The sequence below is a fragment of the uncultured Tateyamaria sp. genome (assembly GCF_947488715.1).
Taxonomy (GTDB): Bacteria; Pseudomonadota; Alphaproteobacteria; order Rhodobacterales; family Rhodobacteraceae; genus Tateyamaria.
Window position 1 is genome coordinate 497,147 of sequence record NZ_CANLAG010000002.1, and the last position, 24,605, is coordinate 521,751.

Below are 24,605 nucleotides of genomic sequence, written 5' to 3' on the forward strand. Positions count from 1 at the left end.
GGGAGTTCCTCAAATCAACTGGCGCTGCGCGAGATTGCGCATCAGGGCCATGGTGCCAAAGGTCCAGGGTGGGCATTCCGTCGACAAGCGGACCGTGTTGCGCAGCACGCCCAGATCGGGGTTGGATATCTCAACCACGTCGCCCAGTTTGTGAGTAAAACCGGCACCCGGCGCATCGCGGTCCTGTGTGGGGGCAAAGAGCGTGCCCAACATCAGAAAGAAGCCGTCGGGATATTGGTGATGCGCGCCGTAGGTTTGTCTGACCAGTGCCTCGGGATCGCGGCTGATCTCGGCCATAGAGGAATGTCCGGTCATCACAAAACCGTCCGTGCCTGTCACAGTCAGGGTCAGGTCCGCGCGTCGCACGTCGTCCATGCCAAACCCGTCATCAAAGAGCCGCAGCATCGGCCCCAGCGCGCAGGAGGCGTTGTTGTCCTTTGCCTTGCTCAGGAGCAGGGCAGAGCGGCCTTCGACGTCGCGCAGGTTGACGTCATTGCCGAGGCAGGCGCCCTTGACGCGGCCCCGGCTGTCGACGGCCAGCGTCACCTCTGGCTCGGCATTGTTCCATGTGGACATGGGGTGTAGGCCGACGCTGGCGCCCCAACCCATCGCGGACATCGGCTGGGCCTTGGAAAACACTTCGGCATCGGGGCCAATGCCCACTTCGAGGTATTGCGACCATGCGTCTTCGGCGATGAGCGCGTCCTTGAGGGCGGCGGCCTTGTCCGATCCGGGTTCGATGCCGCGCAGGGAGGGGCCAAAGATCTCGGTGCAGCGGTCGCGGATGGCATCGGCTTTGGCGGGGTCGCCTTTGGCTTTCTCTTCGATCACCCGTTCCAGCATCGACGACACGAAGGTGACGCCCGACGCCTTGATGGGTTGCACATCCGCTGGGGCCAGCAGGAAGGGCCGTGCCATATCGGGCTGTTCGGTGGAGTTCGACGTAATGCGGGCCAGGCTGCCGACGTCTTCGCCCTGCGCACCCAGGGCCGTTGCCACGGGGTCGTCCGTTTCCAGTAGCGCCTGCATGGTTGGGATGGCCGCCGACGTGATGTCGACCAGCCTATCGGCCACGCGCAGCACTACAGCGGGACCTGCGCGGTCGGGACGCCAGATGCGGCCCACAAAGGTGCCGGTGTCGGGAAGGGCAAGGGTCATGTCCGAAGCTCCAGGTCTGCGAGATTGAGGAAGGCGGCGTGCGCTGTTTCGGGTGCCGTGGCCGCAAGGGGGGCCGTCATGTGGTGGGTGTCCGGCAGGCATTGCCACGCGGTGCGCGCGCCTTGCGCCATGCGCGCGGATTGACGGTGGAATTCATGTGTTTTATCCGCGCCCGTCAGGAACAGCACGGGCGATTGGACGCCGTCTGGGTCGAGTGTGTGTGCGGCGATTTCGGCCTGCGTCAGATGCAGCTCCGCCTGTAGGAACGATTGGGCAACGGGCCACAGCTCGTAAAGTCCACTGATGGCGATGGTGCCGCGGATATGCGGTGCGGTGATTGGGTCGGATGCCGCGGCCAGCGCCAGATGCGCCCCAGCCGAGTGACCGACCAGCACAAAACGGTGCCCTGGCAGATGTTGGGCCAGTGCGGCAAGAGCCCCAGCGACGTCTGCCACCAGGTCGGCGAGCCGCAGTTCGGGCATGAGTCGGTATTCGATGTTTGCAACATGCGGCCCCTGCGCCAACAGGCCCGCCATCATCACCCGGTGGCGTTCCGCGTCGAGCGCGCGCCAGTACCCGCCATGGATCACCACCGGGATCACGGGCTCCGACCCGGTGCCGGGCGTGATTTCAACCCATTGGCGGGGGTAGTCACCGTAGGGGATGCGCTCAAAATGCCGACCTCGTGCAAAGGCATCCGACTGCTGCTGCATCGCATCAAGACAGTGCGCGAAGTCGGGCAGTATGGTGGAAAACCTGAACTGACTGTCCCAATAGCTCTGCGTCATGGCGCGACCCGGAAGAGGTCGGCGCAGCGCCGCAGGTGATGTCGGATTTGATCCGCGTCCTCGGTCTGGGCGCTGGAAAACACACCGATACGTGCGGCATCGGTGCCCGGCACCGGGCAGAGGAGCGCATAGATCAGACGTTCGGGTACGTTTGCCGTGTCGGTCAGATATGCGGTCGTCACATCCTCAGCCATCGAGTGGTGATCCAGTGACATGCGGTACGTGCGGGCGGGGGCGGCATGGCGTGCCTCGCGGCCCGTGGAAAACGTGCAGATGTTCAGATGGTCGGCACCGGCTAGGGCCAGAAAGGCAGTGCGCCCCGTCGCCTCGCGCAAGCGCAGCAAGATCGGTGGGGCCAGAACGGCGAGATGCCCAACACCCTGCGCCGATAGCCCGATGCGCAAGGCGGCAGGGCCGATCACGTAGGCCCCGGCCTTGTCGCGGCTCAGGAGGCACGCGCCCTCAAGGGTTGTCAGATGCCGGTATCCCGTGCTGCTGGGCAGGCCAGCCGCACGGATTAGCGCGGCGGGAGTGTCTATGTGGGTGTCTTGCGGCGGCGTTAGCAACCCCTCAAAGGCTGCGATGGCGCGTGTGTATGGGCCGCGGCTCATCCCGTGCGCTCCCGCTTGGTGCGGCCTGTGCCTGCAGTCGGGCCTTGGGACAGGATGGTGTCGCCGGTCAAATCCCACGCGACGTGCAGTTCGGCCCAGATGTCGGCACGGACGGATGCGGTTTCGCAGCCACGCGGCAGGACAACCTGAACCGGAACCTCGACACGTTGCGGCACCAATGTGCCTTTCAGGATGTCGAGCGCCACGGTGATTGCGCGCGCACCCATGGCGGCGGGGTAATCGAGGCCTGCCATCGGGACCTTGTGGGTCAGGCAGAGCTTGTACATCTCGTTGACGTCGCCACCGGTGTGGGCGGGTATGGGCATGTTGCGGCCCGCAAAATGTCGCAGTGATCCGACGCCCTGCAAGCCGCTGTCGCACCAGACGCCATCGGGGGCAGGGGCCTCGGCCTCGAGCAGTTGCCTGACCGCTTTGGTGCCACCTTCTGCGGTCCAGTCGGTGTAGCTGACGTTTTCGACGTGGATGCCGGGGAACGCATCAAAGACGGCCAGGGCCGCCTGTTGGCGGCGAATGGTGGGGCTGGCCCCTTCAAGACCGGAGAGCATCCAGACGCGGCCCTGACCCTTGAGATGTTCGGCCAGCCACAGCGCACTCATCCGCCCGATCCGCTGGTCCGAGGCGGTGACAAAGCTGACCAGTGATGCGCGGTCTTGTGGGCGGCGATCCACAGCGACAATGGGCAGGCCGCTGTCGGCCAGTTCCGCCAGCCGGTTGCTGACAGCACGGTCGGTGACAGAGGCGATGGAGATCAGGAGCAGATCAATGCCCATCTCGATCAGCGCGTCGATGTCGGCCAGTTGCTGCGCGGGGTCGTCGCCTGCGTCGCGCACTTCGATCCGGCTGATTTGACCGCGTGCGACGCCTTGCCCGTAGGTGAGGCTTTGCACCAGAGCCCGCCGCCATGGGTTGCTGGTGGAGGCGTTGGAGAACCCGAACACATAGGGCGGCGGCGCACGAAAGGCCGTGGTGTCCACGCTGCGCACCAGGGCCGCGTCAAAGATGGGGTCGTCCATGGGTATGGTTGTCTCTGGCGTCCGGCTCGCGCGGGCCGAAACAGCGACGGGCGCGCGGGTTGTTGGGGCTTCCATCGGCGCAAAGCTCAACTCTGCCGCCCGTGGCCCCAACCGGAGCAAGCCGTGATCGGCTCGTTCCAACCAGCCTGTCTGCGTCAGGGCGCGGATCAGGCCAAAGCCGGTTGAACGCGACAGGCCCGCCTCGGCCAGAACCACCTGCGTGGGGCGCGGACGGTTCTGGTGATCGAACCCGGCCAGAATGGCCGCGATGCGTTCAATGTTGGAGGGGGCAGGCGGGGCCATCGCGTGTCGCTTATTCGGCGGCGCGGATGAGGCCGGGGGCCTGCACACCGCTGCGGGGGTCTTTGAACATCTGACCGTCCTTCATGATCATGGCGAGATTGTCCTGATGTTGCAGCAGGCTGACATCCTGGGTCACATCCCCGCGCACCAGCAGAAGATCGGCCAAAAACCCTTCTTTGACCTGACCCAAATCATCGGATCGGCCCATCAGGGACTGGCCAACCATTGTGGCACAGCGCAGGGCCTCGGTCGGGGCATAGCCAAAGAAGCGGACAAAATGTTCGATGTCGCGGGCATTCTGGCCCATGGGCGTTACGGCAAACCCGTAGTCGCCCCCCACAACGACGCGGATGCCGCGTTTGCGGATCTCGTGGTAGGTGGCGCAGGTGGCCTCGAATTTGCGGAACAGGTTCAGTTCCTGCGCCACCTCTTGGGTGATGCCCGCCACGTCGCCTTCGCGGGTGGAGTTGTGCACGAGGCCAAAGGCGGGGCCGACCCAGATGCGGTCCTTGGCTTCTTCGAGCATGTCCAGTGCCTCTTCGTCGGCAAAGTCGCAGTGGTAGATGCAGTCGACACCGCCGCGCACCGCCATTTTGACGGATGTGCTGGACCGGGCGTGGGCGGCCACTTTCTTGCCAAAGGTGTGGGCGACTTTGACAAAGGCGGCCAGTTCTTCGGGTTCGGTGGGGGTGATTTCGGCGCGGGCGTGGCTGACGAACTCGTCGCCGGAAATGTTAATCTTCAGGATGTCTACGCCGTCGCGCACGCATTCGCGAGCCACGCGGCGCATCTCGTCCGGGCCGTCGGCGATGAGGCCAAAGCTTTCCTGATGGATGTGCCGCATGCGCTCATCCCCCAACCCGGCGGTTGTGGTCACCTCGGGGCTGCCGGCCAGCATGCGCGGGCCGTCCAGCATGCCCTCGTTGATGGCGTCGCGGGCGGTGACACCTAGCATCGGTTTGGCGGACGCCGCTTCGAAGATCGAGGTGAACCCGTGGCTGAGCAGCAGACGCAGGTTTTGCGCGGTTTCAAGCATGTGGCGTTCGGGGCTGACAACGCCCAGTTCGGCGGGTTCATGGATACCGGTAAAGCTGGGGTGGCAGTGCCCCTCGACCATGCCGGGCATCAGCGTCATGCCGGTGCCGTCAATCTCCTGACCCTGCACGGCGGTATCACCCTCGGTAACAGAGGCAATTGTGTTGCCTTTCACGACCACCGTTCCGGCAAAGGCCGCGTCAGCCGTGCCGTCCCAGATCTGTGCGCCCGTGATTGTAAATGTGGTCATCGTCTCCTCCCAGAAATGGCCAGCGTTGGACACAACATGCGCCCGGCCATGGCTTTGGGACAGGAGGCGTATCACCCGACGTTCCCATATATTGGACTATGCCAATATCCGGGAAAAACCGCCCGACGACCCGGTTGGAGCAGAGTCAATCCTCTGACGAGATGAGCCGCAGAATGGTGTCGATGTTGAAGGCCAGCCGGGCCTCAAGTGCTGCGTCACCCATGTAATCGCGTTGAAACAGGATGCCGCCCGTATGCCGGTTCGTCAGATAATAATACCCGATGGCCGCGATGGTGATGTTGAGCTGAATGGGGTCGATCCCTGCGCGAAACACACCGCTTTCCACGCCGCGATCCAGGATGCGCTGAACCATATCCACAAATTCGCGTTGGCGCAGTTTCAGGCGATCCGCACCCTCAAGGTGTTTGCCTTTGTGCAGGTTGGCGCTGTTGACCAGCGTGATGAATTCGGGGTTCGCGAGGTAGTAATCCCACGTGAACCGCACCAGCCGTTCCATCGCGTCGCGGGGCGGCAATGCGTCCAGTTCGAGCGCCCGTTCGGCGTTCCGAATGTCCAGATACACCTCTTCGAGGACGGCACAAAACAGCGCCTCTTTCCCCCCGAAATAGTGGTAAATCATGCGCTTGTTGGAGCCCGCGCGCTCGGCGATTTCGTCCACCCGCGCGCCCGCCAATCCCAGTTTTGCAAACTCGGTCTTGGCAGCGGCCAAGATGCGCCCGCGCGTCGCATCCGCGTCCCGTTTGCGCACCTTGCGCTCGGGCGTCGTGCTCTGTGCCGTCATGCATTCCTCAACAACCAGCATGGCAATCCCGCGTCGCCATTGCGCTCTTATACCGTACTTGACAGAAAAGGGAAATCTTAAGTAACTAACTGGTGCGTTACTTAACCGAATCGTAATTTGATCCGGGTGCCAGCCGCAAAACGTCGGTTGGCAAAGTGAAAAAGAGCCGGGGAGGACCGGCTTGAACACAGGGCAAAATAGGGAGGAGCCCCATATGTCATTCATCAAGAAATTCATCGAACAAGAGACGATTTCGCGTCGAAACTTCTTGCTCGCATCCGCCTATGGCGTGTCCGGTGCCGCCGCGATGCGCATGTTCGGTCCGTCGCCTGCCATGGCCGCATCCTACAGCGATCCAACTGTTGCGTGGTCCTATCGCAACCGCACGAACCCGTATTGGAACGAGATCGTGTCGGGCGGCGAGGCCTTTGTCGAAAGCCTGGGCAAGGACAAGTCGTTCCTGACCCACCTGATCAATGAGGGATCGTCTGAAAAGTCGCTGGCCGACGTCAAGGCGCTGCTGGCCAAGACCAATGGCGAACTGGCTTTGGCCATCGACACCAACGACGCGCCCAACGCACGTCCGGTTGTCGAAAGCTGTGTCGAAGCGGGGGCCTATGTCTCGACGCTTTGGAACAAGACGGATGACCTGCACCCGTGGGATTTTGGCGACAACTATGTCAGCCACATGAGCTGGTCCGATGAAGGCCCCGCAGAGCAGACCGCCCGCATCCTGCTGGACGCCATTGGCGGCAAGGGCGGTGTTGTGCACCTTGGTGGCATCGCGTCGAATAACCCCGCCATTGAGCGTCTGAACGGTCTGAAGAACGCGCTCAAGGATTACCCGGACGTCGAATTGCTGGACGCGCAGCCCGCCGATTGGGACACGCAAAAGGCCAACCAGGTCATGTCCGGTTTCATCACCCGCTATGGCGACGAAATCTCGGGCGTGCACTGCGCCAATGACACAATCGCCTATGGGGTTCTTGAGGCTTTGCGCGCCGAAGGCATGGATATCCCGATCGTGTCCTATGACGGCAACCCGCAGGCCGTGGGCCTTGTTGCGGAGGGCAAAATCCTGGCCACTGTGTTCACCAACCCGCATTGGGGTGGCGGCATCACCGCGGCGCTGGCCTATTACGCGGCCACCGGTCACTTCAAACCGTCCGAAGAGCCAAACGAGCACCGCGAGTTCAATGGCCCATCGATCTTTGTCACGCCAGCAGATGCGGCAGAGTTCAAGGCGAACTACCTCGACAATGTGCCGACCTATGACTGGAAGGACTTCTGGGGCCCATCAAACGGACCCATCGTCTACAAGTAACCCAATCGTGGCGGGGCGTTCCTGAGATCGCCCCGCTCAGGATTTACCGATTTCTCCCAGGCGTGGTGTCTCTGGTCCGTGCAAATTCTGCGGACATCAGGGGCGCCATGTTTGGAGAACACCATCGGAGCATTGGCCCCATGTCATCTTCTACCGCCGCACTGCCAGACGGACCGCGCCGCATCAGCCGCGAGACGCTGGTCAAATGGGCGCCTCTTCTTGTTCTGGTGGTTCTTGTGTTGCTCTTTCCGCTGTTTGAATGGCTCGAAGACTTTCGTGACGGCAAAGACCACATTTATCTGCTCGACAGCCGTTTCCTGTCGATCCGCAATTTCGCCCGCATTGCGATCTCGGCCTCTCCGGCCTTGATGGTCGCCATCGGGGTCACCTTTATCATTCTTATGGGGTCCATTGATCTGTCGATGGAAGGCACGGTGTCGGTCTGTGCGGTCATGTTTGCCCTCATGTTCATCGGCATGGGCGGCACGCTTGCCAGTTGGGCGTTCCTTGCCATTCCCGGCGCACTGGTTGTCGGCGCGGTGATGGGGTTCATCAACGGGCTGGTGCACGTAAAGCTCAAGATCCCGTCGTTCATGGCGTCACTGGCCATGGGGTTCGTGGGCACCGGTTTTGCCTTGCTGCTGACGGGCGGTGACCGCATCCGGGTCGAGGACGAGGCGTTTCGGTCGCTGCTGACGGTGCGGTGGTTCAACTTTCCCGTCATGTGCTACGTCGCGTTGCTGGGTCTGCTGGTTGCATGGTTCATCCAGTCGCGCACCACGCTGGGCCGCAACTTTTACGCCGTGGGCGGGGGCGAGGAGCTGGCCAAGGCCAGTGGTCTCAACGTCAATCGGGTGCGGATCATGGGGTTCACGCTCGCGGGTGTGTTCTTTGCCATGGGGGCGCTGCTGGCGGTTGGGCGCATCGGCATTGCCGAAACGGCCACGGGCAACGGGTTCATGTTCGTTTCGATCACCGCTGTTGTGGTGGGTGGCACAGCCCTGTGGGGCGGCATTGGCGGGGTCTGGAACACGCTGATCGGTGTGCTGATCGTGAACGTGATCAACAACGGCATGGTGGTGATCGGCCTGCCCAATTGGGTGCAGGACGGCACGCTGGGCCTGTTGGTCATTGCCGCGGTGGTGCTATCGACCGACCGCCGCTCTGTCAGCTTTGTGAAATAGGGGGCGGGGCCATGTATGAACTGCAACAGATCGACAAACATTTTCCCGGCGTGCACGCGCTTAAGTCCATCGATTTCAAGATCGGACGCGGCGAAATTGTGGGCCTTGTCGGTGAAAACGGTGCGGGTAAATCCACGCTGATGAAGGTGATTTACGGCGCTTACCAGCCGGATGGCGGCACCGTGTCCATCGACGGCACAACCGTGCGGTTCCAGAACCCGCGTCAGGCCATGGATCACGGCATCGGTATGGTGTTTCAGGAACAATCGCTGATCACCAACCTGACGGTGGCCGAGAACATTTTCCTGGGCTTTGAACAGCAATTTGTCCGGTGGGGCGTCATCGACTGGAAGGCGCTGACCGCAGCCGCGCGTGCGCAACTGGCCAAGGTCAAGCTGGACATTGATCCAAGCATCGTCACTGCGCAGCTTTCCTTTGCCCAGCGTCAGTTGGTTGAGCTGGCCAAGGTGCTGACGCTCGAAGAGCGCGTGGACGGGGATCTCGTGATCCTGCTGGATGAACCGACCTCGGTGCTGGCGCGCGAAGAGGTGGAACTGCTGTTCCAGCTGGTCCGGGATCTCACGTCGCGCGCGTCCTTTATCTTTGTCAGTCACCGCATGGACGAAGTGCTGGAACTGAGCGACCGCATCTATGTGATGAAGGACGGTGAGGTGGTCGACGTGGTTGCCCAGGCCGACGCGCAGGTCGAAACGATCCAGCACAAGATGGTGGGCCGCGACATCGACAAGGAATACTACCGCGAACAAAAGCAACAGGACTACGAGCGCACAAACCCGCTGGTGTCGTTCCGCAATGTCAGCCACGCGGGCAGCTTTCAGGACATCTCGTTTGACCTGCACGCGGGCGAGGTGCTGTGCCTCGTCGGCACCGAAGGGTCAGGGCGCGAGGCGATCTTGCGCACGGTCTTTGGCCTCGATACGCCCACCTCTGGCACTGTCCAGATCAAGGGTGAGACCATCACGCATTTCAACGCCCAGTCCGGCGTGGCGCGCGGCATTGGCTATGTCCCCCGCGAACGCAAGGTCGAGGGGATTGTCAGCGGGATGAGCGTCTATGAGAACATGACCATCAGCCAGATGGGCAACTATGCCACGGGCGGCATCCTCAAGATCGGAGAAGAACGGGCGCTCGCCCGCGCTTGGATCGAAAAGTTGGGGATCAAGACACCCAACGAACACAAGGACTGCGCAGGCCTGTCGGGCGGCAATCAGCAAAAGGTGGTGCTGGCCAAATGGCGCTCTGGCGGGTCAGACATCATCCTGCTGGACCACCCCACGCGGGGCCTCGATATCGGGGCCAAGGAAGACGTCTATGAAATGGTGCGCGGCATGTGTGCTGACGGTGTGGGCATCATCCTCGTGGCCGACACACTCGAAGAGGCGATTGGTCTCTCGCACTCCATCATCGTCCTCAAGGACGGTCAATTCCAGCAACGGTTCGAAGGGATGCCGGGCGACAAGCCCACGCTCTTTGACCTTGTGCATCACATGATCTGAGGCGGGACAATGACCCTCGAAACACTCAAACCGCATTTTCCCTGGATCACCCTGCTTGTGCTGGTGGTGCTGGTTGGCGCTCTAAACCCGTCGTTCTTTGATCCGGGGGCGCTGATGCTGCTGATGGCTGACATCGTGCCGCTGTTCATCATGGCGATGGGGATGACCTTTGCGATTTACATTGGCGGTATCGACCTGTCGGTCCAGCAACTGGCCAATGTGGTCACTGTGGTTGCGACCGTCTATCTGGCCAACTTCGGGATCGGGGTTGCGGTGATTGCCATCCTGATCGGTTTCCTCTTTGGGGCCATTTCTGGCTACGTCACCACGCGGCTTTTTGTGCCGTCATTTGTGTCGACACTGGCGATGGGGTTTGTGGCGCTGTCCATGGCGAAATGGCTGTCGGATCAACGTGCGCTGTCCATGGACGCGACCCTGCGCAACGACAGCTTTGGATGGATGTTCGACACCACCGCCGGGTTTCCCAACGAATTGATCATTGCGCTGATCCTGCTGGCGCTGGCGTGGTTCCTGCAAACGCGCACCACCTTTGGCCGGTCGCTCAAGGCCGTCGGGGCAGGAGAGCTGGCCGCCGTGGCCTCGGGGCTGAATGTCGACAAGGTCAAGATCATCGCCTTCGCCATCTCGGGTGCGTTTGCCGCCATTGCGGGGCTGATGTTCTCGGTCAAACTGTCGGGGGGGGACGCCAACCTTGCCAACGGCTTCCTGTTGCTGGCGATTGTCGCTGTGCTGGTGGGGGGGACACCGCTCACCGGTGGGGTCGGTGGCGTGGTCAACACGGCCATCGGCACGCTCATCGTGATGGTGATCCGCGCGGCCATGGTCTACCTTGAGGTGGACGCGACACAGCAGCAGATGGTGTTTGGCATCGTTCTGATCGCTGCCATTGCGCTGACGATTGATCGGTCAAAATTGCGAGGGATTGTAAAGTGACACAGATGCGCGCCGCCGTTTTGGTGAAACCCGGAACCTTCGAGCTGCGCGATGTGCCACGCCCCGAACCCGGCCCGACAGAGGCGCTGGTGCGCATCACGCGCACGGGTATTTGCGGCACCGATCTGCACATTTTCCACGGCAACTATGCCGCCGATGCCTTGCCCATGATCCCGGGTCACGAATTCACCGGTCACATTGCGGCCCTCGGGTCCGAGGTGCAGGGGTTGAAAGAAGGTCAGTCCGTGGTGGTCGATATGAACATCGGCTGCACCCGCTGTTACTATTGCCGCCGGAACGAAGTGTTGAACTGTCCTGAGATGCGCCAGATGGGCATCACGATGGACGGGGCCTTTGCCGATTACATCTCTGTTCCGGCCCGCCTTGTGATCCCGGCGCCGGAGCATGTGCCCGCGAATGTGCTGGCCTTGACCGAGCCGTTGTCCTGCGTTGTGCGCGCCGCGCGCAAGTCGCAGGTCAGCTTTGGCCAGTCGGCGCTGGTGATTGGTGCAGGGCCCATCGGCAACCTGCATGTGCAATTGTTGCGCACCATTGGCGCGGCCCCGATTATCGTAACGGACCTGAGCGCCGACCGGGTGCAGATGGCGGTGGACTGCGGCGCAGATATTGGTGTCAGTGATCCCTTGCAACTGGAACAGGCCGTCCGCGACTCCACGGATGGGCGCGGCACGGACATCGTGATTGAAAGCGTCGGCAACGCGGCGCTGTACCAGCAGGCGCTTGGCCTGATGCGCAAGGGCGGGCATCTTGCGGCCTTTGGCCTGACGGGGCCGGACACGGCGCTGCCGCTCGATATTCTGACGACGATCCTGCAGGAAACCAGCGTCAAAGGGTCGGTGGCCGGTGTGGGCGAAGACATGCACGACGCGCTTACGCTGTTGACGCACGGACGGATCAAGACGGACCCGTTCACCACCGCAGATTTCGATCTCGAGGACATCCAGATGGCCTTTGAGAGCTATGCGGATCGTTCTGATGACCTCAAGACCCAGATCGTGATGGCCTGACGCTTTTGAGGCGCGATTCCGGCCACGGATTCGCTTGCGCCAATAGTAACTATATGGTTACTTAATGGCATTTGAGGCAAGCGGACAAAGGAATCACCTATGGATCAATCGAGCACGATTTTGACCCCGCCTTCGGAACCGCGTGAGTTTGGGTTCTTTGTGGATGGCGCATTTGTCCCCGCGGGGACACGCGATGTGTTTGAGCGCGCGTCACCCGGACATGGTGTGCCGGTGACACGTCTACCCAAGTGTACGGATGCGGATCTGGATGCGGCGGTTGCCTGCGCGCGCCGTGCGTTCGATGATCGCCGCTGGTCTGCCGCCGCCGCCACGGACCGCGCCGCGATCCTGTTGCGGACGGCTGACATCCTGCGGGCGCGCGCGGAGGAGATTGCCTATTGGGAAACGCTTGAGAACGGCAAACCCATCGCCCAGGCTCGCGCCGAGGTTGGCGGGTGTGTTGGGATGTTTGAACTGGCCGCAGGGCTTGCACGCACAGTGCATGGCGACAGCTTTAACAACACCGGCGACGGCGCACTGGGGCTTGTGACACGTGAACCTGTGGGCGTTGTGGGGCTGATCACGCCGTGGAATTTTCCGTTCCTGATCCTGTGCGAACGCGTCCCATACATCCTTGCGGGTGGTAACACGATTGTCGCCAAACCCTCGGAAATGACATCTGCCACCACGCTGATGTTGGCCGAAATCCTGACCGAAGCGGGCCTGCCTGCGGGTGTGTTCAACGTGGTCACGGGTTCCGGACGTTCGGTTGGCCAACGACTGCTTGAACATATGGATGTGGACATGTTGTCCTTTACCGGATCGACCGCCGTGGGACGTGCGGTGGTCGAGGCCTCGGGGCGGACCAATTTCAAGAAACTGGGCCTCGAACTGGGTGGCAAGAACCCACAGATCGTCTTCGCCGACGCAGACCTTGAGGATGCCGCTGACGGTGTCGCCTTTGGCATTGCGTTCAACACCGGACAGTGCTGTGTGTCGGGCTCGCGCCTCATTGTGGAACGGTCTGTGGCGGATAAATTCGGGCGTATGGTCGCGGGCAAACTGGCCAAGGCCCGGATCGGTGATCCGCTGGACGAGGCCACACAGATCGGGGCCATCACCACCGACGCGCAAAACGATACCATTATGGGCTATATCGCCAAGGGCACCGAAGAGGGGGCGACGCTGCTGTCGGGTGGCACCGCGCCGGATCTGGGGCAGGGGCAATACATCGAACCCACCGTGTTCACCGACGTGACGCCCGACATGGCCATCGCGCGCGAAGAAATCTTTGGGCCTGTGCTGACCATCCTGCCGTTTGACACGCTGGACGAAGCGATCGCCATGGCCAACGACACGGAATACGGCCTCGCGGCGAGCGTTTGGTCCAAGAACATCGACAAGGCCCTTACGGTCTCGCGCCAGGTTAGTGCCGGGCGCTTTTGGGTGAACACGACCCTCGCGGGCGGTCCCGAAATGCCCATTGGCGGCTTCAAGCTATCGGGTTGGGGACGCGAGGCCGGGATGTACGGGGTCGAGGAATACATGCAGGTCAAATCGGTTTTCATCGAGATCGGCAAGCGCGACCACTGGATCAAGTGACATGAGTGCTGCGGGTTTTGACTATGTAATCATCGGTGGCGGCTCTGCGGGGTGTGTTATGGCCAACCGACTGAGTGAGGACGCAAATGCGCGTATCCTCCTGCTCGAAGCGGGCGGCAAGGATTGGCACCCGCTGATCCATATGCCGGTGGGCTTTGCCAAGATGACCACCGGGCCGCACACATGGGGGTTCAAGACGGCCCCCCAGAAACATGCCAACAACCGTGAGATCCCCTATGCGCAGGCCCGTGTGATCGGCGGTGGATCGTCGATCAACGCCGAGGTTTTCACGCGCGGCGCGCCCGAAGACTATGACCGTTGGGCGCATGAAGAGGGCTGCGACGGATGGGCGTTCAAGGACATCCAACAGTATTTCCTGAAGTCCGAAGGCAATGGGCGGATGGCCGATGTCTGGCATGGCACGGATGGCCCATTGGGGGTATCGGATTTGCCCGATCCGCAGCCGATGACCCGTGCCTTTGTGCAGTCGTGTCAGCAGGCGGGCATCCCTTACTCGCACGATTTCAACGGCGAACGTCAAGCCGGGTGCGGCGTGTACCAGACCACGACGAAAGGCTACCGCCGCTGCTCCGCGGCGGTTGGGTATCTCAAGCCCGCGCTCAAACGCAAGAACCTGACGGTCGAGACCGGGTGCATGGTCAAGCGGATCACATTCGAGGGCAATCGCGCCACCGGGGTCGACTATTTCAACGGCAAGGAACGCAAGCACGCGCGCGCCACCAGCGAAGTGCTGGTGACGTCGGGGGCCATTGGCACACCCAAGATCATGATGCTGTCAGGGGTCGGACCCGCCGCGCATTTGCGCGCACACAACATTGACGTCGTGCATGACCTGCCGGGCGTTGGCGAGAACCTCAACGACCATTTTGGCATCGACATCGTGGGTGAGCTGACCGGGCACTACAGTCTCGACAAATACAACAAGCCGCATTGGGCCGCATGGGCGGGGTTGCAGTACCTGATGTTCCGGTCCGGCCCCATCACGTCCAACGTGGTGGAGGGCGGCGCGTTTTGGCATTCGGATGACCTGTCTGGCCTGCCTGATCTGCAGTTTCATTTTCTGGCCGGGGCTGGGGCCGAGGCGGGCGTGCCGGGTGTCACGCCCGGCGCTTCGGGGATCACGCTCAACTCTTATGCCGTGCGACCCAAGAGCCGTGGCACCGTGCGGCTTCGGTCAGGTGATCCGGCTGACATGCCTATCGTTGATCCCAATTTTCTGGCGGAACCCGACGACCTAAAGGTTGGCGTTGAAGGGGTGAAGTTGAGCCGCGAGATATTCTCTCAACCCGCCTTGCAAAAGCACCTGCGCGCCATCCGGTTTCCGGACGACGGTGTAAAAACGCAAAAGGAGTTGGAGGACTACGCACGCCAATACGGGCGCACGTCCTATCACCCCACATGCACCTGCAAGATGGGCACGGATGACATGGCTGTGGTGGGGACCGACCTGCGGGTGCACGGGCTCGACGGTATTCGCATCTGCGACAGTTCGGTGATGCCAAGCCTGATTGGGTCAAACACCAATGCGCCGACGATTATGATTGCCGAAAAAGCCAGCGATCTGGTACGTGGCAATCGCTAGCTGTTGGATGGTCTGCGCGGCACATGTTGGCTGCGCAGACCGCTTGTTTAGCTTAGTCCCATTCGGGCGCCCATGGCACTAGATCGGACCCGACAATTCTGTAGCCCGTCTGGGTCAGCTTCTCGATCCGCGCCATGTCCACATGGGACAGGGTGAAATCCATGATGTCGAAGTTGGCGCGGATGTTCTCGGGCTTGGTGGACATGGTGTTGATGCTCACGCCCTTCTGGATGATCCAGCGCAACACGACCTGTGCCGCAGACTTGCCATAGCCCGCGCCAATCTCGGCAAACTCCGGATGCTTGAACACCTCACCGCGCGCGACGGATGAATAGGACGACAGCGGTATGCCCACGTCGTTCGCACCGGCCAACAATGTGTCCTGGTTGAGCAGCGGATGAAATTCGACCTGGTTCGTCACGATAGGGGCGTCCACGACCGTGACTGCCTTTTTCATCATCGCGATGGTGTAGTTGGACACGCCGATGTTTTGGGTCAGCCCCTGGTCTTTGGCTTTTTGCAGCAACTCGAGCGATGGCGCGACCTCTCCGTCGATAGGGGGCCAGTGCAGCAGCAGCACATCCACGAAATCCAGTTTCAGGTCCTTGAGCGACCGTTCGACTGAGGCCATGAAAGCGTCTTCGGAGAAATTGTCGGGATGCACTTTAGTGGTGATGCACATCTCGTCACGCTTGAGACCGGTGGCGGCCAGCGCCCCTCCGGTTTCTGCTTCGTTTCCATACATTTGCGCCGTATCAAAGGCTCGATAGCCGGCTTCGGCGGCTGCAAGAATGGCGTCGCGGGCGACGTCCCCGGTCAACGGAAAGGTGCCAAAGGCGCGCTGGTGTGTCTTTTGGAAATAGATGTTCATTCGTTGCCTCCCTGAGTCGCCTCAATTAGTAACTCAATGGTTACTTAACGCCAAGACTTTCTGTCCCGACTGCTGATTTTATTGAGAAATCTGGACTTGATTGGCGGCCTGACGCACGGCATAGTCAAATAACTGTCTGGTTACTTGCCAGCCCACACATGTGAAAGATGCCGCCCGTGACCAAGCAGACCACCGCCGCTGACGCTGTTGCCCTGATCCCGGATGGGGCGATGGTGGCTGTGAATTCCTCCAGCGGTTTGTGTTGCCCGGATGCGGTGCTTGAGGCTTTGGGTGAACGGTTTGACACCACGGGTCATCCGCGCGACCTGACCACCATTCACCCGATTGCAGCAGGTGACTTTTTCGGCACCAAAGGTGTGGACCATATCGCCAAACCGGGGTGTCTGAAGCGGATCATAGGTGGCAGTTATCCGTCCGGTCCCACCAATGCCGAGCCGCCGCTGATCTGGCAGATGATCACGGGCAATCAGGTCGAGGCCTATAACCTGCCATCCGGTATCATTTTCGATATGTTGCGCGAAGGCGCGGGGCAGCGGCCCGGCGTTTTGTCCAAGGTTGGTATGGGCACATTTGTGGACCCCGACATCGAAGGCGGGGCGATGAACGAGCTGGCGCGTGCTCAGCCGATTGTCAGGCGTGAACATTTCGATGGCGAAGATTGGCTGTACTTCAAGGCATTGCGGCCCGACGTTGCCATCATCCGTGCGAGCACAGCAGATCAACGCGGCAATCTCAGCTTTGAATCCGAGGGGGCGTATCTGGGCGCGATGGAGATGGCGCTTGCGGCACGGAACTGCGGCGGCATCGTCATTGCGCAAGTGCGGCGCATCACGGCCAATGGATCGATCCGCCCGCATGATGTGCGTGTACCGGGCATCATGGTGGACCACATCGTCGAAGCGCCCGAGATGTTGCAAACCACGGCCACACCCTATGATCCGGCCATTTCGGGGGAATTGATCCGACCCTTGGACAGTTTCCAACTGCCAGAATTCAATGTGCAAAAGGTGATCGCAAGACGTGTGGCGCAGGAATTGCAGGCGGGATGGGCCGTCAATGTCGGCTTCGGTGTGTCGGCCAACGTCCCCCGGATCTTTCTCGAAGAGGGGCTGCACGGGACCGTCACGTGGGTCATCGAACAGGGGGCTGTGGGCGGCATTCCGTTGCTTGATTTCAAGTTTGGATGCTCGGCCAATGCCGAAGCCTTTGTCGCCTCGCCGCATCAGTTCTCGTATTTTCAGGCAGGCGGGTTTGATGCCTCGCTGCTGTCGTTCCTTGAGATCGACGCCCACGGTTCGGTCAATGTGTCCCGTTTGGCGGCCACGCCGCACCGAACGGCAGGGGCAGGTGGGTTTGTGGACATCACCAGCCGGGCCAAGCGCATCATCTTTTCCGGCACGTTCAACGCAGGCGCAAAGATGCGGATTGAAGGTGCAAAGCTTGTGATCGACAAGGAGGGGCATACGGCCAAAATCGTGGAGGCCGTGGACCAGATTTCATTCTCGGGTCAACGCGCCACGGCGCAGGGGCAAGAGGCGGTCTATGTCACGGAACGCTGTGTTCTTAAACTGACGGACAAGGGCCTGATGGTCACCGAAATTGCGCCGGGCATCGACCTGGAGCGGGACGTGTTGGGTCAGGCGCAAACGCCGCTGCTGGTTGCTGACACGCTTGGTATGATGGACGCCGCGTTGTTTGATCCCGCGCCATTTGGCCTGTCGGTATGACTGTCCGTCTGTCCATTGACGAAGGTGTTGCGCGTCTGGTCCTTGATCGGCCCGCAAAGCTGAATGCGCTGGATGCGGAGATGGTGAACGCCTTGGGCGACCGGTGCCGAGAGATCGAGCGCAGTGATGCGGGCGTTGTTATCCTGTCCGGTGCGGGCAAGGCCTTTTGCGCGGGGGGCGACATAGAGGCCTGGGCCGACGAAAGCCCCGACGCGTTTGGGCGCCATTGGGTGCGTGACGGGCACGCCGTGTTCGATGCGCTGGCCCGGTTGCGCCAACCGGTCATTGCGCTGCTGGATGGGCATGCTTTGGGTGGCGGGTTGGAACTGGCGGCCTGTGCGGATTTGCGGATTGCCGAAGCGCACATAAAGGTCGGACAACCAGAGACCGGTTTGGGCATCATTCCGGGCTGGTCCGGCACACAGCGTGTCGTGCAACGCTTTGGTGCGCAGGTTGCGCGGCGGATGTCGCTGTTTGGCGAAGTGTTCGATGCTCACGCCGCGCTGCAACTGGGCCTGGTGGACACAGTGGTCGAGACAGGGGCGGGTGGCGATGCCGCTGATGCGATGGCGCGCGCGGTCCTGTCCCGCAGCCCACGGGCCACAGAACTGGCCAAGATGATGATCAATGCCGCTGATGGCGAGGACCGCGCGCGCGTCCTCGAAGCCTTGGCTGGGACTATTGCCGCAGGGTCCGACGACCTTGCCGAAGGGCTGGCCGCGTTCCGCGAGAAACGGCCGCCGAAATTCAGAAAGGACGATCCATGATCCGCCACCTCGTTGCCTTGCGCTATGCGCCGGACACCTCTGCTGACACCAAGAAATCGCTGATGGATGATTTGGCAGGCCTGTCGGCGCATATCGACGGCATTCTGGACTTTCAGGTGCGCGACAACGTCAGCGTCGAAGATGAATTGGTGCGCGGTTTCCGGCATCTGTTCTGGTTTGATTTTCAGGATGAGGCGGTGCGCGATACCTATCTGGCCGACCCGGTTCACCAGTCGATCGGCGCCCGGATCGTCGCAACTCTGGAAGGCGGAGCGGACGGTGTTTTTGTGATGGATTTCAGTGTTTAACTGGACGTAGTTTCTGTGCCGGTTGAGGTTGGTCTGCGCGTTGTAGTGACCGTGTGCCAGCGGCTGCTCAATCAAAGCTGTCTGGTCATACAGGTCGCTGACTAACGAAACCCTTCCTCGCCGTCTTCGTGCAGCTTGGGTCCGCGTGCGGTGATCGGCTCCAACGCGGCAGCGACATCGACATTCGGCGCCGCATGGACATCTGTGATCCGCGCCTCGGGGTTCGCAGCCCAGTTCACGGCGTTCACCAGCACCTTTTGTACGTTGGCGTCGTGGTAGGTCGGATAGGCCTCGTGACCGGGGCGGAAGTAGAAGACGTTGCCCGCGCCGCGCCGATAAGTCAGGCCGGACCGAAAGACCTCGCCCCCCTCGAACCAACTGATGAAGACGGTTTCCAGCGGCTCAGGCACCGAGAAGGGTTCGCCATACATCTCTTCCTGGTTGAGCTCGAAGTGGTTGGGCAAGCCGCGCGCGATGGGGTGGTGACGGGATGTGACCCAAAGGCGCTCGCGTTCGCCTGCTTCTCGCCATGTCAAATTGCAGGGCGTCCCCATCAGTTTCTTGAAGATTTTGGAAAAATGCGCGGAGTGCAGCAGGATCAAACCCATGCCGCCATAGACCGCGTCGGCCACGCGTTCCACCACCGCGTCGTCCACGTCGCTATGGGCGGCATGACCCCACCACAGCAGCACATCCGTGTTGTCCAGACGCGACTGTGGCAGACCGTGTTCAGGCTCCTGAAGGGTGGCGGTCGATGCATCAATGCCGCCCGCCGTGAGCGCGTCAGCAATGCAAGTGTGCATGCCGTGAGGGTAGAGATCAGCGACAATCTTGCTGGTTTTTTCATGGACGTTTTCGCCCCATACGACGGCCTTGATCATCTGTTGGCTTCCTCGGGTTCAGGGCGGTCAGGCGACGTCGCGCGGCATGCCTGTGCTGTCGCGGACAATCAGTTCGGGATCGATGATGAGTTGCTCGCTGGCACCCGGCTGGCCCTCGATCAGGGCGATCAGCTTTCGCGCGGCCAATTTGCCCCATTCGCGGCGGGGCAGCCGCACCGAAGACAGACCGGGGTTGAAGACGGCGGAGTAGGGCATGTCGTCGTAGCCGATAACCGATATGTCTTGCGGCACGCGCAGTCCGGCCTTGGCAAGGCCGTGCAGCAGGCCGGTTGCGGCCTCGTCATTGTGGACAAAGACGGCCGTGGGCAAGGTCGCGGATCCGGCCAGAGATTTTGCGGCGTTTTGCCCAAACTCGATGGACAGATCCCCCAGAATGCGGCGTTCGTCCTGTGGATCGATCTTGGCCTTGAGAAGCACGTCGCGGAACCCCAAATAGCGCCGTTCGAAGACGGGAATGTCCAGCGAGCCGCAGACCTGCACGATGTTGGTATGACCCAAGTCAACCAGATGTTCGGCGGCCAGACGCCCGCCCAATTCGTCGCCCGTGCGCACGGTCGGCAGCTCGAGTTCCCGGTGGCCGCCGCAGGACACCAGAGGTGGGCCGGAATATGTGCCGTCTTCGTCGCTGGGCAGGAGGTCTTCGGGGATGTTGAGCGTGTTCAGGATGAGGCCACCGGCCTGGTTCTTGAGCAACATGTCCGTGTAGGCGCGTTCCGTTTCGGTGTCGCCAGAGGTGTCGCCGATCAGAACGACATAGCCGTGGTCGCGCGCCTCTTCTTCGATGCCTTTGAAGAACGAGGCAAAGAAGGCGTTGGTGATGTCGGAGACCAGCACCAGCAAGGTCTTGCTGCTGCCGCGGCGCAGTTCGGCGGCGGCCTGATTGGCGCGGTAGCCCAGACGTTTCATCGCCTCGAACACCAGATCGCGGGTTTCGGGTTTGACGTCGTCGGGCCGTGACATTGCGCGTGACACCGTGGCGATGGACACATCGGCTTCGCGGGCGACGTCTTTTACGGTCGGTTTCTTTGTGCTCATGGCCACCACGTTCATCGGATCACACCGAAAGCGGGCGACCGTTCTGGTCAAACTTATGGATGAACTCGGGGCGGGGCTTCAAGTGAACCGTGTCGCCGACCCTTTGGTCGTGTTGTCCGCTGAGATTGACCGTCAGGGATCCGGCGCCCGCGACGTTCACATACAGAACGGTGTCGTGGCCGAGGCGTTCGACCAATGTGACCTTGCCACTCCATGCGTCGTCGGCAGGACCGATGTCAAAGTGTTCGGGGCGCACGCCCATGGTGGCGGCGTCGACGACCTGTGCGTGCGGGCCTGTGATGAAGTTCATTTTGGGCGAGCCGATAAAGCCCGCCACAAATTCGGACGCGGGGTTGTTGTAGAGATCCATGGGGCTGCCGACCTGTTCGATATAGCCGCCATTCAGCACCACGATCCGGTCCGCCATGGTCATGGCCTCCACCTGATCGTAGGTGACGTAGATCATGGTGGTTTCCACACGTTGGTGCAGTTCGCTGATCTCGACCCGTGTTTCGGAGCGCAGTGCGGCGTCGAGGTTGGACAGGGGTTCATCTAGCAGGAACACTTTGGGTTTGCGGACAATCGCGCGGCCAATGGCGACGCGCTGGCGTTGACCCCCAGACAGCTGGCCGGGCTTTCGGTCAAGGTAGGGGCCAAGCTGGAGCGCGTCGGCGGCCTCTTGCACCTTTTCGGCAATCTCGGCCTTGGATTTGCGTTCCAGGCTCAAGGAAAAGCCCATGTTTTCGGCCACGGTCATTTGTGGGTAGAGCGCGTAGGACTGGAACACCATGGCGATGTCGCGCTGTTTGGGCGACAGCGCATTGGCGCGGGTTCCGCCGATCGTCAACTCGCCGCCGGTGATCTCTTCGAGCCCTGCGATCATCCGCAGCAGGGTCGACTTGCCACATCCCGAAGGGCCGACAAACACGATGAACTCACCATCCGCGATTGACAGGTTGATGTCGTGCAGCACCTCGGTTTGCCCATAGGCCTTCGACAGGTTCTTCAATTCAAGTCCAGCCATTGGCTCCTCCGTTACCGCGCGACCATGGGTGCGCGAATGATTTTCTGAATGTTTTCAAGCGATGCGGCTTGCAGTTGGCGATCCGGATGTCCCGACTGGATGGCCCGGATGTCGTGCAGGATCATGTCCCCGATGGGGTGACGCCCGCCGTCGACGGCGGCGGCGCGGTGCGGCGACCAGATCACGTTGTCGGCCTGACGCAAGGCGTCACGCTTTGACACCGGCTCATGCGGGAACACGTCGCTGGCGATGCGCAAGCGCCCCGCATCCGCGGCCTGGAGCAGAGCGTCGAAATCCACCAAATGCGCCCGGCTGACCACAACCACCAAAGTGCCGTGCGGGATTTTGCCAATCAGGTCGCGCGACACCAGATGGTAGTTGTCCTCGGTCGGCGTGGCGGCCACGACCACGCAGCGGCACGTGGTCACCGTTTCCTCAAGGTCGCAGAACGCGACATCCCGGATTGTGCCTGCCGCCTTGAGCCAGGGATCGAAGGCCTTGATCTGTGGCGAAAACGGGGCCAGCAAACGCGCCGTTTCGCGTGCGATCGATCCGTAGCCCACAAAGCCGATGGTTTGACCGTAGAGCGAAAAGTCGGTGCCGCTGTTGTCGTGCAGCCACCGTTCGGAGCCATTGCGGAACCGTTCGTGTTCGTCGACGATACCGCGCGCCCCGGCGAGGATCAGACCGAGGGTCATTTCGGCGACCGAATAGCGGAAACCCGGCGCGCAGGACAAAACCTCGATCCCGCGATCAAAGCAGGCCTGATAGTCGATGCCGGTCTGAAAGGTGCCGGCGACTTCGATTACGGCCTTGAGGTGCGGCGCCATGTCGATCTCGGTTCGGGTCAGCGATGGTGTGGCGGCAATTAGGAACTCTGCGTGGGACAGGTGGGTCGCAAGGTGGTCCTTGGGCAGTGGCCAGTTGACGCCGCCGATCACGGTGCAGGTTTCCTGCAATGCACCAAAGGTTGCGGGACGAAACAGTTCCTCGAGCTGGCGAAAGTGCTGATCCATGATGACAACGCTTTTGGTCATTTGACCGCCCCGGCCGTCATGCCGCGTACGAAGCTGCGCTGGAACACGAGGAACAATAGAACAACAGGGATCGCCATGATGGCCGTACCGCTGGAAAGGCCAGTGACGTCTCGTGTCATCGTGCCCTGAAAGTTAAGCAGGCCCACAGACAACGTGCGCATTTCGTCCCGTGTCATCAGCAACAAGCGCAGTAGCAAGTCGTTCCAGCTCCAGAGAAATTCGAGCAGTGCGGTTGTCACAACGGCCGGTGTTGCAATGGGCATGACCACGCGGCGATAGATCTGAAACTCGGTTGCGCCGTCAATCCGCGCCGCCTCGTGCAGGGCCTTGGGGACCCCGGCAAAATACGAGGTGAACATGAAGACAAAGACCGACACGGCCAAGGCAAGGTCTGCAAAAATCACCCCGAGATGCGAGTTCAGCAGGCCCAGTGACCGCACGATCTGGAACAGGGGCAAGACAACTGCCGTGACTGGGATCATAAGGCCCAGAACAAAGAGGAGTTGCAGCAGCATCTTGCCGCGAAACTCCATGAAGACCATCGCATAGGCCGCAAGCGACGCGATCAGGATCATGACAATCGCGTCCACCACCGAGATGATCAGGGTGTTGACGAAATATCCGCTGAAGCCGCCATCGGTCCAGACGCGGACATAGTGATCGAATGTCAACTCTTGGGGCGGATACCACGCCGGGTTTACCAGTTCGGTTGTCGGCTTGAGCGATGTGAACACCGTCAGCACCAGCGGTGCCGCCATCAGGACTGCGATAACGCCCAGGACAAAGAGAAGGAGCCATTTGCGTGCCATTTTACTGGTCCTTCCGGTTCTGAATTTGCAGGTAAATGATGGTTGCAAAACTGACGATCACCAGCAGGGCGACACCAATTGCGGATCCATAGCCATAGTCGTTTTCCAGCGCGCCGCGCTTGTACATGTAGGTCGACAGGATCTCGCTGAAGCGGATGGGGCCGCCTTGGGTCGTGGTCCAGACGATGTCGAAGACCTTGAACGACTGGGTGAGGGTCAGGATGAACACAACGGCTGTCACGGGGCGCAATGCGGTCATCGTGACATAGCGGAACTGCTGCAATGGCGTGGCACCGTCCACCTTGGAGGCCTCATAGAGGTCTTCGTCCACGGCCTGAAGACCGGCCAGAAAGATGATCACGCTCAGCCCAATGGTTGACCAGCTGTGGGCAAAGGCAAGCGCGTAAAGAACAACGCTGGGATCGCCCAGCCAAGGCCGGGTCAGTGCGTCCAGGCCCACGCCATCCAGCACCTGATTGATCACGCCCTTGGGCTGGTACATCCAACGCCAGATGGTGGCCACGGCCATGGGCGAGATCACGACGGGCAGAACGATGCAGGTTTGGATCAGCAGGCGTGCTTTCCACACCCGCGCCAGCATCGCCGCAATGACCAGACCCAGACCGACATTGATCACAAGGATCACGCCGGACCAGACAAAGGTGTTGCGGAACGCTTCCCAGAAGATCTTGTCCGAGAACATTTTGCGGTAGTTTTCGAGCCCGATGTAATTGCGTTTGGGGCTGATGCCGTCCCAATCGGTGAACGAATATTCGATGACGGAGACGGTCGGGTAGAGGGCGAAGACGATGTAGATCGACAGGGCAGGGAACAGGAACAGAACCGGGTTCAGCCGCTGGGCGAGTTTGGAATTTGGATCGAGCCGCATGGCGTCATCTCCACATGAGGGC

The 24,605-nt window shown here is 61.2% G+C and carries 23 protein-coding genes; 10 read left to right on the forward strand and 13 right to left on the reverse strand.

Translation table 11 applies throughout. From position 1 onward, the window contains the following. Window positions 1-9: 9 nt before the first annotated feature. The 6 genes from Q0936_RS06730 to Q0936_RS06755 form a co-directional block, all read right to left on the reverse strand. Window positions 10-1,158 carry a fumarylacetoacetate hydrolase family protein gene (locus tag Q0936_RS06730; RefSeq protein ID WP_299295795.1) on the reverse strand — a complete coding sequence of 383 codons (1,149 nt, stop codon included), beginning with the start codon at window positions 1,156-1,158 and terminating at the stop codon, window positions 10-12. Then, a complete protein-coding gene (locus tag Q0936_RS06735; RefSeq protein WP_299295797.1) occupies window positions 1,155-1,946 on the reverse strand; it encodes an alpha/beta fold hydrolase in 792 nt (263 codons plus the stop codon). The genes Q0936_RS06730 and Q0936_RS06735 overlap by 4 nt, the downstream gene beginning before the upstream one ends. Further along, the gene (locus tag Q0936_RS06740; protein WP_299295799.1) at window positions 1,943-2,557 is read right to left on the reverse strand and encodes a hypothetical protein; all 615 of its coding nucleotides are present in this window, start codon (window positions 2,555-2,557) and stop codon (window positions 1,943-1,945) included. The genes Q0936_RS06735 and Q0936_RS06740 overlap by 4 nt, the downstream gene beginning before the upstream one ends. Further along, entirely contained in the window at window positions 2,554-3,894 is a 1,341-nt protein-coding gene (locus tag Q0936_RS06745; RefSeq protein ID WP_299295801.1) for a substrate-binding domain-containing protein, read from the reverse strand. Before Q0936_RS06745 ends, Q0936_RS06740 begins: the two co-directional genes overlap by 4 nt. Window positions 3,895-3,904: 10 nt before the next feature. Then, window positions 3,905-5,179: an amidohydrolase family protein gene (locus tag Q0936_RS06750; RefSeq protein WP_299295803.1), complete on the reverse strand. Its 1,275-nt coding sequence runs from the start codon at window positions 5,177-5,179 to the stop codon at window positions 3,905-3,907. Window positions 5,180-5,324: 145 nt separating this feature from the next. After that, a complete protein-coding gene (locus tag Q0936_RS06755) occupies window positions 5,325-5,981 on the reverse strand; it encodes a TetR/AcrR family transcriptional regulator (RefSeq protein WP_299141155.1) in 657 nt (218 codons plus the stop codon). A 214-nt stretch (window positions 5,982-6,195) separates the two neighbouring features. On the opposite strand from Q0936_RS06755, the gene Q0936_RS06760 reads away from it, so the two are divergent. From Q0936_RS06760 to Q0936_RS06790, 7 genes are all read left to right on the forward strand, one after another. Then, window positions 6,196-7,305 carry a sugar ABC transporter substrate-binding protein gene (locus tag Q0936_RS06760; RefSeq protein WP_299141156.1) on the forward strand — a complete coding sequence of 370 codons (1,110 nt, stop codon included), beginning with the start codon at window positions 6,196-6,198 and terminating at the stop codon, window positions 7,303-7,305. A 140-nt stretch (window positions 7,306-7,445) separates the two neighbouring features. Further along, window positions 7,446-8,489: an ABC transporter permease gene (locus tag Q0936_RS06765; protein WP_299295806.1), complete on the forward strand. Its 1,044-nt coding sequence runs from the start codon at window positions 7,446-7,448 to the stop codon at window positions 8,487-8,489. A gap of 11 nt (window positions 8,490-8,500) precedes the next feature. Beyond that, window positions 8,501-10,006 (forward strand): sugar ABC transporter ATP-binding protein, encoded by a 1,506-nt coding sequence (locus Q0936_RS06770; protein ID WP_299295809.1) that lies wholly within the window; start codon window positions 8,501-8,503, stop codon window positions 10,004-10,006. Window positions 10,007-10,015: 9 nt separating this feature from the next. Further along, the gene (locus Q0936_RS06775; protein ID WP_299141159.1) at window positions 10,016-10,960 is read left to right on the forward strand and encodes an ABC transporter permease; all 945 of its coding nucleotides are present in this window, start codon (window positions 10,016-10,018) and stop codon (window positions 10,958-10,960) included. Between the two features lie 5 nt (window positions 10,961-10,965). Continuing rightward, a complete protein-coding gene (locus tag Q0936_RS06780) occupies window positions 10,966-11,988 on the forward strand; it encodes an alcohol dehydrogenase catalytic domain-containing protein (protein WP_299295835.1) in 1,023 nt (340 codons plus the stop codon). Window positions 11,989-12,087: 99 nt separating this feature from the next. Further along, complete coding sequence (locus Q0936_RS06785; protein WP_299295811.1) at window positions 12,088-13,590, forward strand: aldehyde dehydrogenase family protein; 1,503 nt, start codon at window positions 12,088-12,090, stop codon at window positions 13,588-13,590. Between the two features lies 1 nt (window position 13,591). Continuing rightward, window positions 13,592-15,193: a GMC family oxidoreductase N-terminal domain-containing protein gene (locus tag Q0936_RS06790; protein ID WP_299295813.1), complete on the forward strand. Its 1,602-nt coding sequence runs from the start codon at window positions 13,592-13,594 to the stop codon at window positions 15,191-15,193. 52 nt (window positions 15,194-15,245) lie between these two features. Here Q0936_RS06790 and Q0936_RS06795 read toward each other — a convergent pair whose 3' ends face one another. Then, the gene (locus Q0936_RS06795) at window positions 15,246-16,064 is read right to left on the reverse strand and encodes an aldo/keto reductase (RefSeq protein ID WP_299295815.1); all 819 of its coding nucleotides are present in this window, start codon (window positions 16,062-16,064) and stop codon (window positions 15,246-15,248) included. Between the two features lie 167 nt (window positions 16,065-16,231). Between Q0936_RS06795 and Q0936_RS06800 the strand changes: the two genes are divergently transcribed. From Q0936_RS06800 to Q0936_RS06810, 3 genes are read left to right on the forward strand one after another with little or no spacing between them, the layout of a single operon-like run. Next, a complete protein-coding gene (locus Q0936_RS06800) occupies window positions 16,232-17,812 on the forward strand; it encodes an acyl CoA:acetate/3-ketoacid CoA transferase (RefSeq protein ID WP_299295817.1) in 1,581 nt (526 codons plus the stop codon). After that, the gene (locus Q0936_RS06805) at window positions 17,809-18,579 is read left to right on the forward strand and encodes an enoyl-CoA hydratase/isomerase family protein (protein WP_299295820.1); all 771 of its coding nucleotides are present in this window, start codon (window positions 17,809-17,811) and stop codon (window positions 18,577-18,579) included. The genes Q0936_RS06800 and Q0936_RS06805 overlap by 4 nt, the downstream gene beginning before the upstream one ends. Beyond that, the gene (locus Q0936_RS06810; protein ID WP_299295823.1) at window positions 18,576-18,887 is read left to right on the forward strand and encodes a Dabb family protein; all 312 of its coding nucleotides are present in this window, start codon (window positions 18,576-18,578) and stop codon (window positions 18,885-18,887) included. The genes Q0936_RS06805 and Q0936_RS06810 overlap by 4 nt, the downstream gene beginning before the upstream one ends. Before the next feature lie 101 nt (window positions 18,888-18,988). On the opposite strand, the gene Q0936_RS06815 is transcribed toward Q0936_RS06810, so the two are convergent. Genes Q0936_RS06815 through Q0936_RS06840 form a run of 6 tightly spaced genes read right to left on the reverse strand, consistent with a single transcriptional unit; the run spans window position 18,989 to window position 24,583 of the window. After that, entirely contained in the window at window positions 18,989-19,768 is a 780-nt protein-coding gene (locus tag Q0936_RS06815) for a ThuA domain-containing protein (RefSeq protein WP_299295825.1), read from the reverse strand. A gap of 27 nt (window positions 19,769-19,795) precedes the next feature. After that, on the reverse strand, window positions 19,796-20,824 hold the full coding sequence (locus Q0936_RS06820) for a LacI family DNA-binding transcriptional regulator (RefSeq protein WP_299295827.1): 1,029 nt from the start codon (window positions 20,822-20,824) through the stop codon (window positions 19,796-19,798). 19 nt (window positions 20,825-20,843) lie between these two features. Beyond that, window positions 20,844-21,848 carry a sn-glycerol-3-phosphate ABC transporter ATP-binding protein UgpC gene (ugpC, locus tag Q0936_RS06825; protein ID WP_299295830.1) on the reverse strand — a complete coding sequence of 335 codons (1,005 nt, stop codon included), beginning with the start codon at window positions 21,846-21,848 and terminating at the stop codon, window positions 20,844-20,846. A gap of 11 nt (window positions 21,849-21,859) precedes the next feature. Continuing rightward, window positions 21,860-22,885, reverse strand: a complete 1,026-nt coding sequence (locus tag Q0936_RS06830) for an NAD(P)-dependent oxidoreductase (protein ID WP_299295832.1) — start codon at window positions 22,883-22,885, stop codon at window positions 21,860-21,862. Then, the gene (locus Q0936_RS06835; RefSeq protein WP_299295834.1) at window positions 22,882-23,694 is read right to left on the reverse strand and encodes a carbohydrate ABC transporter permease; all 813 of its coding nucleotides are present in this window, start codon (window positions 23,692-23,694) and stop codon (window positions 22,882-22,884) included. Before Q0936_RS06835 ends, Q0936_RS06830 begins: the two co-directional genes overlap by 4 nt. Before the next feature lies 1 nt (window position 23,695). Beyond that, complete coding sequence (locus tag Q0936_RS06840) at window positions 23,696-24,583, reverse strand: sugar ABC transporter permease (RefSeq protein ID WP_299377968.1); 888 nt, start codon at window positions 24,581-24,583, stop codon at window positions 23,696-23,698. Between the last annotated feature and the right edge of the window lie 22 nt (window positions 24,584-24,605).